This window comes from Mesorhizobium sp. M1A.F.Ca.IN.022.07.1.1 (assembly GCF_003997575.1).
Lineage (GTDB): Bacteria > Pseudomonadota > Alphaproteobacteria > Rhizobiales > Rhizobiaceae > Mesorhizobium.
The window spans coordinates 1-10,704 of the sequence record NZ_RZST01000207.1; the positions used below are offsets into that span (position 1 = coordinate 1).

A 10,704-nucleotide genomic window follows, 5' to 3' on the forward strand; every position below is an offset into this window, starting at 1 on the left:
TGATTGCCGCGCATGACTTCGAGTTCATCGTCGCGACGCGCAGCGAAAAGGGCATGAGCGTGGTCACCGCGGAGGATGCCCGCCATATCTCCACGCAGGCGCGCGAAGTGTTCGACGTCTCCGGCGCCGGCGACACGGTCATCGCCACCTTCGCGCTGTCGCTCGCCGCGGGCGCCGACCGGGTGCAGGCTGCTACAATCGCCAATGCCGCCGGCGGCGTGGTCGTTGGCAAGCGCGGCACGGCGCGGCTGACAGTGGAGGAGCTTTCCGGCGCGCTGTTCCGCTCGCATGGACCGGTCGCCCACAAGGACGCCATTCTCGACGCCAATGCGGCGGCCAGGATGGTGGCGGCCTGGAAAGAGGAGGGGCTGTCGGTTGGCTTCACCAATGGCTGCTTCGACATTCTGCATGCCGGCCATGTCAGCCTGCTGCACGCCGCGCGCAGCCGATGCGACCGGCTGGTGCTCGGCTTGAACAGCGACGCCTCGGTGCGCCGGCTGAAAGGGCCCGGACGTCCGGTCAACGACCAGCACGACCGCGCCTGTGTGCTCGCGGCGCTCGCCTCGGTCGATGCCGTTGTCGTCTTCGAGGAAGACACGCCGCTCAAGCTCATCGAGGCGCTTCTGCCCGACATCCTGGTCAAGGGCGCGGATTACACGATCGAGACCGTGGTCGGCGCCGACGTGGTGCAGAACGCGGGCGGGCGTGTGGTGCTGGTCGACCTCGTCGCCGGCAAGAGCACCACCAAAACCATCGGCAAGCTGCGCGCCGGCGGCGCGAATTGAGGGTTTCATGTCCGAGCTGAACGACTATCTGGTCCGCTCCGCGGCGGCGATCTCGGCAATGGTCGAGCGCGATCTCACCGGCGAGATGGAGCGCGCGGTGAGCGCGGTCGTGAAGGCGCTGTCACACGGCAAGGCGCTGCTGATCTGCGGCAATGGCGGCTCGGCGAGCGACGCCATCCACATCGCCGGCGAACTGGTCGGCCGGTTCCTTAAAGAGCGCAAGGCCTACAATGTCATCGCGCTGCCGGCCAATGCGGCGGTGCTGACCGCCTGGGGCAACGACTACGGCTTCGACACCGTCTTCTCACGCCAGGTAGAGGCGCATGGGTCGGAAGGCGCGGTATTGCTCGCCATCTCCACCAGCGGCAATTCGCCGAGCATCCTTGCCGCCGCCGAGCAGGCGCGGGCCATGGGCATGACGGTGATCAGCCTCACCGGCGACACCGGGGGCAAGCTCAAGCCGCTCACGGACATCTTGCTCAACGTGCCGTCGACCTCGACGCCGATCATCCAGCAGGGGCATCTCTGCCTCTATCACCACCTGTGCGAGGCGGTCGAAGCGCGTCTCAGCAATGGCTGACCGCGAAGGGGATTTTCCGCTCGTCGAGCCCGGCCTGTGGATCGAGCGGATTGGCGCCAAGGCGTTTCCGGCTGGCCTGCCGGCACTGTTTCTAGACCGTGACGGCACCATCAATATCGATACCGGCTATCCTGACGATCCGGACGCCATGGTGCTGCGCGACGGTATCGCGCCTGCCATAGAAGCCGCGAATCGGCGCGGCATTCCGGTCGTCGTCATCACCAACCAGTCCGGTATCGCGCGCGGCTATTTTGGCTGGGATGCCTTCGCCCGGGTCAATCAGCGGGTGCTCGAACTGCTTGCCGAGAAGAACGCAGCCGTCGACATGGTGCTGGCCTGCGCCTACCACGAGGCCGGTTCGGGCCCGCTGGCGATGGCCGATCATCCGATGCGCAAGCCCAATCCGGGCATGCTGCTCGAGGCAGGGCGCCGCCTCGGCCTCGATCTCAAGCGATCGCTGATCGTCGGCGACAAGCCGGCCGACATGGAAGCAGGCCAGCGCGCCGGCCTCGAGCGCGGCTGGCTTGTCGATGGCGAAGCCACACCGATGGGCGGCTTTTCCGTTTTGCCGCTGCGCGATGTGCGGGACCTGGAAGGTCTGCTCACCGCGATACGATCGCAATGATCGCGGATTGATTCAAAATTGAGCGCCAAACCGCTGTTTTTCCAGCGGCTTCATCGGAAGCCGGCGCATTAAGCCGGAAAGGCGACCAGCCCCTCATCCTTGACCCGGCGGATGGTCAGCGCGGTGCGCACCGTGTCGACATTGGGCGCCGAGGCGAGCTCCTCGATGACGAAGGTCTGGAAGGTGCCAAGGTCGCTTGCCACGCAATGCAGCAGGAAATCGGACTCGCCCGACACCATCCAGGCATCGCGAACGATCGGCCAGCCCCTCGTCCGCTCGGCAAAAGCCTTGAGCTCGGCGTCGGCCTGATGGTGCAGGCCGATCAGGCAGAAGGCGACGACATCCATGCCGAGCGCCGGCGCATTGAGGAGCGCACGGTAACCGCGGATGATGCCGGCCTCTTCCAGTCGCCTGACGCGGCGCAGGCAAGGCGGCGCCGAGATGCCGACGCGGCCGGACAACTCGACATTGGTCATACGACCGTCACTCTGCAGCTCTCGCAGGATCTTCCAGTCGATGGCGTCGAGATCGGCTTTGAGCGGCATGATCGGCTTTCGCGCAAGAATCTTTCGCGATTTTGTAATTTGGTTTCGCGCGCGAGGCCATCCCTTTGCGATGATTTTTCTGCAACTGGCTGCGATATGGCCCTGTATACCGCTATGAAGCTTTCCGGGGACGAAGGCCAAGCTGCCTTGCTGGCTTGGCGGGCAGCACTTACATTACCGGCAACAAAACCACGGCCCTCGCGCCGCAGGGGACTTTTTCATGAACACCAAACACGCGCCCGTTCTCATCATCGGCTCCGGGCCGGCCGGCTACACCGCGGCGATCTATGCCGCCCGCGCCATGCTGAAGCCGATGCTTGTCGCCGGCCTGCAGCAGGGCGGTCAGTTGATGATCACCACCGACGTCGAAAACTATCCGGGCTTCGCCGATCCGATCCAGGGCCCCTGGCTGATGGAGCAGATGCTCAAGCAGGCCGAGCATGTCGGCACCGAGATCGTCAACGACATCATCACCGAGGTCGATCTCAATGTGCGGCCGTTTCGCGCCACCGGCGATTCCGGCACCGTCTACACCGCCGACGCTTTGATCATCGCCACCGGCGCGCAAGCCAAGTGGCTGGGTATCCCGTCCGAGCAGACGTTCATGGGCTTCGGCGTCTCGGCCTGCGCCACCTGCGACGGCTTCTTCTATCGCGGCAAGGATGTCGCCGTGGTCGGCGGCGGCAATTCGGCGGTGGAGGAGGCGCTCTACCTCGCCAACCTCGCCAGGAGCGTCACCGTCATTCACCGCCGCAACGATTTCCGCGCCGAGCGCATCCTGCGCGAGCGGCTGTTCAAGAAGGACAATGTCCGCATCATCTGGGATACCGTCGTCGACGAGATCACCGGGCAGCCGGGCAAGGCACCGCTGCCGCCTTCGGTCGACGGCTTGAAGCTGCGCAATGTGGTGACGGGCGAAGTGTCGCGGCTGCAGGTCGATGGCGTCTTTGTCGCGATCGGCCATGCGCCGGCGGTCGAGCTTTTCATCGGCAAGCTGAAGCAGAAGCCGAACGGCTATCTGTGGACGGCGCCCGATTCGACCCGTACCGACGTTCCCGGCGTTTTCGCCGCCGGCGACGTCACCGACGATGTCTACCGGCAAGCGGTTACAGCTGCCGGGCTCGGTTGCATGGCCGCGCTCGAGGCGGAGAAATATCTGGCGGGGATCGAGGTTCACCGCGAAGCGGCGGAATAATCGATCGGCTGAAAAAAGCCGTTTAAAAGCCTGATTTTTCATTCAGACGCCAAGGGCAACACGAGGGGAATCATGGCGCTGGACTGGGACAAGCTACGCGTGTTTCACGCTGCGGCGGAGGCTGGGTCGTTTACCCATGCCGCCGAAACGCTGCATCTGTCGCAGTCGGCGATCTCGCGGCAGGTCAGCGCACTGGAGCATGACGTCGGCGTGGCGCTGTTCCATCGCCACGCGCGTGGCCTCGTGTTGACCGAGCAGGGCGAGATGCTGTTCCGCACGGCACATGACGTGCTGATGAAGCTGGAGACGATCAAGTCGCGGCTGACCGAGACCAAGGATCGCCCGTCCGGCGTGCTGAGGGTCACAACAACGGTGGGGCTCGGGGCCGGCTGGCTGACCGAGCGCGTGCAGGAATTCATCGAGCTCTACCCCGAGATCAGCCTGCAGCTCATCCTCGCCAACGAGGAACTCGACCTCACCATGCGTCAGGCCGATTGCGCCATCCGCCTACGCCAGCCGCAGCAGCCGGATCTTATCCAGCGCCGGCTGTTCACGGTGCATTTCCACCTTTATGCGTCGCCTTCCTATGTGGCGAAGTTCGGCAAGCCCGCCTCGATCGCCGAGCTCAGGAACCACCGGATCGTCACCTTCGGCGTGCCGGTGCCCTCGCATCTGTCGGAGCTGAACTGGCTGGAGACGGTCGGCGATTTCGAGGGCGGGCAAAGGGTGCCGACGCTGCAGATCAACGACATCCTGTCTATCAAGCGCGCGGTCCAGGGCGGCGCCGGCATCGCCATGCTGCCCGACTACGTCATCAACAAGGACTCGAACCTCGTCCAGTTGCTGCCCGAAACCGAGGTGCCGTCCTTCGACACCTATTTCGCCTATCCCGACGCGATGAAGAACCAGGCGAAGCTGCACGTGTTCCGCGATTTCATCATCGCCAAGGCGCGCAGTTGGTCCTACTAGCAGGACCTGCCGATATTCGGGTGGTGCCGGCCTGACCTGGCCCACGACAGGGACTTAAGCGCGCCATGGCGTGGGGCAGCCAGCCGGAGACAGCGCGCCCGGGGCGGAGACAAAGAACAAGGCGCTGCCGGCAATTGCCGAAAAAGTTCGCATCGGGCTCTCCTGCCGCAGAAATAAACGCGACCAGCCCAAGTTCGCATCATTGTGAATTTAGCGTATTTCGGCACCGGAATCTGACCCGGTTTGCATATCAGCGATCGCTTTCAGTCCGGAACGGCTCTGGATTCGGCGATTTTTTCTGGTCCTATCGGTTCTCGCGACGGATTAGACCACAGCCTACCTCTTTTTGCATGCGTGTGTTGCAAAATAGATGCTTGTTTCTTGAGCATGATGAGCACATATATAGTTCATCTCCAGGGCGCGTTCTCCTCCCATTAGCGCCCTCGAGTGTTCCCCTCTGGAGGTTAGCCCTAATCGGCACTTCCAATCAAACTCAGCCGGATCTTTATTGATCCGGCTTTTTTGTTGCGCCGAAGTCACGCCGACACCAGAAATGCGTGCGCGCGGCCCGCGTAACAGTGACATGTAACATCGGGTAACATGTCGCAGACGCACTCTATCGATTAGGTAGATCATAGGACGCGGTTGGTCGGTCCGGGAGATGGGGGCATCACTCGGACAGGCCGGGCTCAGGCAGCTACCGCGTCCGATCCATTTCCTGATGCGGCGGACCTGCCGTTGCCTCCCAAGGAAGACAGTCCGCAATAAGAACGGCGCCCGGACGATCCGGGCGCCGTTTTCACGTCTTCAACAAGATCCGATCAGGCGGCCTTGCCGTTGGCGTTCATCGCCTCGTCGGCGAGGCGCCCGGTCAGCTCGGCCATATGGTCGAAGACGGCCTTGTAGCTGGCGACGCCTGCCGTCGCCGAGCGCAGCTCGATGATCAGGTCGCCGATCTCGGCCTGGGGCATGGTCGCTTCGACCACGTCCCAGCCCGGCCAGCCGGGCCGCGCGTCATAGCCAAGGATCTGGCCGCGCCGCTGCGGGATCAAAGCGATAATCCTCGAGGTCGCATCTGAAGGCGTGACGATCTCGACCTTCATGATCGGTTCCAGCAGAACCGGCGAACAGGCCGCCATGCCTTCCTTCATCGCCAGCTTGGCCGCCATCTGGAAGGCCATGTCGGACGAGTCGACGGCATGATAGGAGCCGTCCGAAAGGTTGACGGCGACATCGACCACCGGGAAGCCGAGCGGACCGGATTTCAGATAGTCGCGGATGCCGGTCTCCACCGACTGGATGTAGGTTTTTGGCACGACGCCGCCGGTGATGGTGTCGGTGAACTGGAAACCCGTGCCGCGCGGCAGCGGCTTGATCTCGATCACCACGTCGCCGAACTGGCCGTGGCCGCCCGACTGTTTCTTGTGGCGGCCGCGCTGCTGCGCGGATTTGCGGATCGTCTCGCGATAGGGCACCGCCGGCGAATGGCCATCGATCGGGATCTGGTTCTTGCCCTCCAGCCGCTCGCGCACGACGCGCAGGTGCATTTCGCCATGGCCCGACAATATGGTCTCCGCGGAATCCTGGTTGTGGTGCAGGCTGAGCGAGGGGTCTTCCTCGGCTAGCCTCTGGATCGCTGCCGACATCTTGACCTCGTCCTTGCGCTCCTTGGGGCGCAGAGCGAATGCGAACACCGGTTGCGGGGGCTCCAGGGCGATCAGCGGCTTGATGCCGCCCTTGGCCGAACTCAGCGTTTGGCCGGTCCTGACATTGTCGAGCTTGCCGAGCGCGACGGTATCGCCAGCCTTGGCCGACGGCAGCTTCAACTGGTCTTTGCCAAGCATCTTGTAGATGCCGGAGACCTTCGTCGTGTCGCCGCTGGAGAGGAAGAGTTCGGCCGCGTCGGCCACCTGGCCGGAAAGCACACGCGAAATAGACAGTTTGCCGCCATGCGCGGTGTGGATGGTCTTCATCACCTGCACGACCGTCTGGCTGCCATCAGGCGCGCCAAGGCGCTTGCGCGTCGCCTCGACGTCAGGCGCGTCGTGGCGGATAGCTTTCAACAGGCGCAGCACACCGTTGCCCTTCTCGGCGGTACCGATCAGCACCGGCGTCACCGAGCCGGCGCGCAGGTCAGCGGCAAGGTCATCGAAGATCGCGTCCTTCGGCGGCTCGATCTCCTCCAGCAACTGCTCCATCAGCTGGTCGTCATGGTCGGCCAGCGTCTCCAGCATCGAGAACCGTGCCTCGAGCTCGCGCGCCTTGTCGTCGTCCGGAATCTCGGCGACCTGGCTTTCGGCATATTCGCGGTAGACATAGGCGCGCTCCAAGGCCAGATCGATCGAGCCGATGACGACACCATCCTTGCGCAATGGAATCTGGCGCAGCAGCAGCGGCGCCGAGCTGGCCGGCTGCAGCATCTTTAGCGTCTCGCGCACGCCGGCGACCGCCTTGTCCACCTTGTTGAGGAACAGGATGCGCGGCACGCCGAGATCGTCGAGCTTGCGCATGATGAGCTGAAGCGCGGGTATCTTCTTTTCGTCCGCTTCGGCCACGACCACGGCGACATCGCAGGCGGCAAGCACCGGCTCCGCCTCGAAGGCGAACTCGATGGAACCGGGGCAATCGACGAAGGTGAACTGCTCGCCCATGAATTCCGTCGTGGCAAAGGTCGCCTCGACGCTCATGGCGTGGGCGCGGGCTTCTGGCGAATGATCGGAAACCGTGTTGCCCGATGAGACGGGATTCTGGCGGGGAATGGCGCCCGTGCGGGCGAGGATAGCTTCGAGAAGTGTCGTCTTACCGCTTGCGAAGGGACCGACTATGGCGATGCATTTCGGTCCCGTGCGTCGTCCTCCGGCGCGATTACCCATGGCTGACCTCCACTCAGGCGTTTCCCTGGGAGCGGCGGCCGGCCTGTTCAGCCGTCGCGGGCGGGGTTGTTGCTCACCACCTGCCAAGGCCATCGTCACACGGGTTAGCGGAGAGGGCAAGGAAAATAGGAAATGCGCCGGCTTTGGTTTTGTGCTCGGTTTCGAACAGCCCGGTGGCTCAAGCGCTCAAAGGCGATTGCGCCGGTCGCCATATAGCAAGAAACTGACCTCCCGCTGCGGCGGACGGTCCCTAACGATTTGAGAGTTTCTACGATGAGGATCATTGCGTGCGGCAGCGTGCCGACGATCATCGCGCCTGAAAAGTATTTCACCGGCAAGGTGCTGCAGACGCCGATCATCGAGAAGGAGGCGCCGGCGCGGCTGAGGGCGACCCTGGTCAGTTTCGAACCGGGCGCCCGCACGCATTGGCACACGCACCCGCTCGGCCAGACGCTCTATGTCACCGCCGGCGCCGGGCTTGCGCAAACGTGGGGCGGGCCGATCGAGGTGATCAGGGCCGGCGACGTCATCTCCTTCGCGCCGGGTGAAAAGCACTGGCACGGCGCCGGGCCGAAGACCACGATGACGCATGTCGCCATGCAGGAAGCGCTGGACGGCGTCCATGCCGAGTGGCTCGAGGCGGTCTCCGACGAGCAGTATGGCGGCTGATTGCCGTCCCAGCAAAAACCCGGCGCGAAGCCACCGGCGCGAAGCCGGGTTTTTGTGGATGGCGGCGTTGCCGATCAGGTCAGCGACGCAGTGAAGCGCTGGATGCGGGTGCAGGCTTCCTCCAGCAGCGCCTCCGATGTTGCGTAGGAGATGCGGAAGTTCGGGCCGAGGCCGAAGGCCGATCCGAACACAACGGCAACGCCTTCGGCTTCGAGCAACTCCGAGCAGAAGGCTTCGTCATTGTCGATGACCTTGCCGGCCTTCGTCTTCTTGCCGATCAGCTCGGCGCAGGATGGATAGACGTAGAAGGCGCCTTCCGGGGACGGGCAAGAGATGCCGCGCGCCTGGTTGAGCATCGACACGACGAGGTCGCGCCGGCCCTGGAAGATCGCCTTGTTCTTGGCGATGAAGTCCTGTGGGCCGTTGAGCGCCTCGACGGACGCCCATTGCGCGATGGTGCAGGCGCCGGAAGTCTGCTGGCCCTGGATCATGTCCATTGCCTTGATCAGCGGCACCGGGCCGGCGGCGTAGCCGATACGCCAGCCGGTCATGGCATAGGCCTTCGACACGCCGTTCATGGTCAGCGTGCGCTCGTAGAGGCTCGGTTCGACCTCGGCGATGGTCTTGAAGACGAAGTCGCCATAGGTCAGGTGCTCATACATGTCGTCGGTCAGCGTCCAGACATGCGGGTGCTTGAGCAGCACGTCGGCCAGGGCCCTGAGTTCACGCTCGGTGTAAGCGGCGCCCGATGGGTTGGACGGCGTGTTCATCAGCAGCCATTTCGTCTTCGGCGTGATCGCCCTTTCCAGCACCTCAGCCGTCAACTTGAAGCCGTTGTCGATCGAGGTGTCGGCAAAGACGGACGTGCCGCCGCAGATCGCCACCATTTCCGGGTAGCTCACCCAATAGGGGCGTGGGATGATGACCTCGTCGCCGGGGTTCAGCGTCGCCATGAAGGCGTTGAACAGGATCTGCTTGCCGCCGGTGCCGACGATGGTCTGCTCCGGTCGGTAGTCGAGATTGTTCTCGCGCTTGAATTTTTTGGCGATCGCCTCGCGCAGCGGCGCGATGCCGGAGACCGGCGGGTACTTGGTCTCGCCACGGCGGATCGCCTCGATCGCCGCGTTCTTGATGTTATCGGGCGTGTCGAAGTCCGGCTCGCCGGCGCCGAGGCCGATGACGTCACGGCCGGCATTTTTCAGCTCACGCGCTTTCTGCGTCACCGCGATGGTCGCGGAAGGCTTCACGCGGGAAAGGGCGTCGGCAAGAAAGGCCATGACAGAGCGTCTCCAAGAGAAGGGCGCGGCCAGGAGCGGCCGCGGCGCCTCTCATGTCGCATCATCGGGCCAAGCGCAAGCATTGTCGGGTGATCCAGAGGTCAAGGTGGCGTGAGCGGCAACTATAAATTCATCAACGAGCGGTAAACCCTTGGCTGGCAGGATGGCAGATCGAATTCCGCTTATTCTGCGGAGCGAGGGACCTTTGTCGCGCAGCATCGGGCTTGCCCATATCATCCGTCATGATGACGGCACCTCAAGCGGTGTCTGGGGAATCTACACGCTGCAGAGCGCCTTCCAGCCAATCTTCGCCTTCGATGGAGGCAAGCTTTCGCTCGTCGCCTTCGAGGGGCTTATCCGCCCGTTCCGCGACGGTGAGCCGCAATCGCCGATGAGCTTCTTCGGCACTTGCCCCGCAGGCGACCGGCTGCATATCGAGGCGCTGACCAGGACGCTGCATCTGCTCAACGCCGGCGGCTGTCTGCCGCAAGAGGCGTCGATTTTCGTCAATTTCGATCCGTCGGTGTTCACCGACCGCGCCATCGTCGACAAGGCGCTGCGCGACATGCGGCTGGTGCTGCACGAGGCCGGCATCGACCCGCGCCGTATCGTGTGCGAGGTCACCGAGCAGAAATCGGCTTCGCAGGAAACGCTCTACAGCTTCGTCGAGGCGCTGCGCGCCAACGGGTTCCGCATCGCCGTCGACGATTACGGCGCCGACGAATCCGACATCAACCGCATCAAGGAATTGCGGCCGGACATCGTCAAGTTCGACGCCAACTGGATCACGCAGCTGATGGAGTCCGGAGCCGGATTCGCGCTGCTGACAACGATGGTGACGAGCTTCGAAAGTCAGGGCATCCGCACGGTGTTCGAAGGCATCGAGGAAGGCTGGCAGCTCGAGCTCGCCGAGAAATCCGGGGCGTCGATGGTGCAAGGCTATGTGCTTGCCCGGCCGGAGCTGGCCTCGACCAGTCTTCGCGTCTTCGGCAAGAGCGTGCAGGCGCCCGCGGCCGGGGAGGGCAAAACGATCGCGGCCGCCAGTCCCGCTCCGGTGGCGTCAGCTCGCCCGACCAAGGCGTTTGGGCGCAAGGTGACGCCATGATCGGGCGGCCCGACAGGCAGCGCCCCGAAAGGCGGCGTGGTGTCGCCGAAGCGATCTTCGAAGACGAGATCGGCCTTCAAT

10 protein-coding genes are annotated in these 10,704 nt (G+C 63.8%); 7 read left to right on the plus strand and 3 right to left on the minus strand.

The window, feature by feature from the left end; genetic code table 11:
- The 3 genes from rfaE2 to EOA75_RS21235 all read left to right on the plus strand — a co-directional run.
- The coding region (rfaE2, locus tag EOA75_RS21225; protein WP_127325076.1) for a D-glycero-beta-D-manno-heptose 1-phosphate adenylyltransferase at positions 1 to 785 on the plus strand (785 nt) is incomplete at its 5' end.
- A 7-nt stretch (positions 786 to 792) separates the two neighbouring features.
- On the plus strand, positions 793 to 1,365 hold the full coding sequence (locus EOA75_RS21230; RefSeq protein ID WP_066994501.1) for an SIS domain-containing protein: 573 nt from the start codon (positions 793 to 795) through the stop codon (positions 1,363 to 1,365).
- Positions 1,358 to 1,990 carry an HAD family hydrolase gene (locus tag EOA75_RS21235; RefSeq protein ID WP_127325077.1) on the plus strand — a complete coding sequence of 211 codons (633 nt, stop codon included), beginning with the start codon at positions 1,358 to 1,360 and terminating at the stop codon, positions 1,988 to 1,990. Before EOA75_RS21230 ends, EOA75_RS21235 begins: the two co-directional genes overlap by 8 nt.
- Positions 1,991 to 2,058: 68 nt before the next feature.
- Here EOA75_RS21235 and EOA75_RS21240 read toward each other — a convergent pair whose 3' ends face one another.
- Positions 2,059 to 2,535 (minus strand): Lrp/AsnC family transcriptional regulator, encoded by a 477-nt coding sequence (locus EOA75_RS21240; RefSeq protein WP_066994506.1) that lies wholly within the window; start codon positions 2,533 to 2,535, stop codon positions 2,059 to 2,061.
- A 220-nt stretch (positions 2,536 to 2,755) separates the two neighbouring features.
- Between EOA75_RS21240 and trxB the strand changes: the two genes are divergently transcribed.
- Both trxB and EOA75_RS21250 read left to right on the plus strand, forming a co-directional pair.
- Positions 2,756 to 3,730 carry a thioredoxin-disulfide reductase gene (gene trxB / locus EOA75_RS21245; RefSeq protein WP_067326669.1) on the plus strand — a complete coding sequence of 325 codons (975 nt, stop codon included), beginning with the start codon at positions 2,756 to 2,758 and terminating at the stop codon, positions 3,728 to 3,730.
- Positions 3,731 to 3,802: 72 nt separating this feature from the next.
- Entirely contained in the window at positions 3,803 to 4,699 is an 897-nt protein-coding gene (locus EOA75_RS21250; RefSeq protein ID WP_095777339.1) for a LysR family transcriptional regulator, read from the plus strand.
- 821 nt (positions 4,700 to 5,520) lie between these two features.
- Here EOA75_RS21250 and EOA75_RS21255 read toward each other — a convergent pair.
- Complete coding sequence (locus tag EOA75_RS21255) at positions 5,521 to 7,572, minus strand: elongation factor G (RefSeq protein WP_127325078.1); 2,052 nt, start codon at positions 7,570 to 7,572, stop codon at positions 5,521 to 5,523.
- Between the two features lie 273 nt (positions 7,573 to 7,845).
- Between EOA75_RS21255 and EOA75_RS21260 the strand changes: the two genes are divergently transcribed.
- Positions 7,846 to 8,241, plus strand: a complete 396-nt coding sequence (locus EOA75_RS21260; protein ID WP_095801631.1) for a cupin domain-containing protein — start codon at positions 7,846 to 7,848, stop codon at positions 8,239 to 8,241.
- A gap of 74 nt (positions 8,242 to 8,315) precedes the next feature.
- Here EOA75_RS21260 and EOA75_RS21265 read toward each other — a convergent pair whose 3' ends face one another.
- The gene (locus tag EOA75_RS21265) at positions 8,316 to 9,518 is read right to left on the minus strand and encodes a pyridoxal phosphate-dependent aminotransferase (protein WP_127325079.1); all 1,203 of its coding nucleotides are present in this window, start codon (positions 9,516 to 9,518) and stop codon (positions 8,316 to 8,318) included.
- A gap of 205 nt (positions 9,519 to 9,723) precedes the next feature.
- Here EOA75_RS21265 and EOA75_RS21270 point away from each other — a divergent pair, with 205 nt between their 5' ends.
- The gene (locus EOA75_RS21270) at positions 9,724 to 10,623 is read left to right on the plus strand and encodes an EAL domain-containing protein (protein WP_095823235.1); all 900 of its coding nucleotides are present in this window, start codon (positions 9,724 to 9,726) and stop codon (positions 10,621 to 10,623) included.
- Positions 10,624 to 10,704 lie beyond the last annotated feature (81 nt).

Bases quoted from the DNA above. Each gene is read 5' to 3' on its own strand.
- EOA75_RS21230 (WP_066994501.1), top strand. From the start codon at position 793: ATGTCCGAGCTGAACGACTATCTGGTCCGCTCCGCGGCGGCGATCTCG.
- EOA75_RS21235 (WP_127325077.1), top strand. From the start codon at position 1,358: ATGGCTGACCGCGAAGGGGATTTTCCGCTCGTCGAGCCCGGCCTGTGG.
- EOA75_RS21240 (WP_066994506.1), bottom strand. From the start codon at position 2,535: ATGCCGCTCAAAGCCGATCTCGACGCCATCGACTGGAAGATCCTGCGA.
- trxB (WP_067326669.1), top strand. From the start codon at position 2,756: ATGAACACCAAACACGCGCCCGTTCTCATCATCGGCTCCGGGCCGGCC.
- EOA75_RS21250 (WP_095777339.1), top strand. From the start codon at position 3,803: ATGGCGCTGGACTGGGACAAGCTACGCGTGTTTCACGCTGCGGCGGAG.
- EOA75_RS21255 (WP_127325078.1), bottom strand. From the start codon at position 7,572: ATGGGTAATCGCGCCGGAGGACGACGCACGGGACCGAAATGCATCGCC.
- EOA75_RS21260 (WP_095801631.1), top strand. From the start codon at position 7,846: ATGAGGATCATTGCGTGCGGCAGCGTGCCGACGATCATCGCGCCTGAA.
- EOA75_RS21265 (WP_127325079.1), bottom strand. From the start codon at position 9,518: ATGGCCTTTCTTGCCGACGCCCTTTCCCGCGTGAAGCCTTCCGCGACC.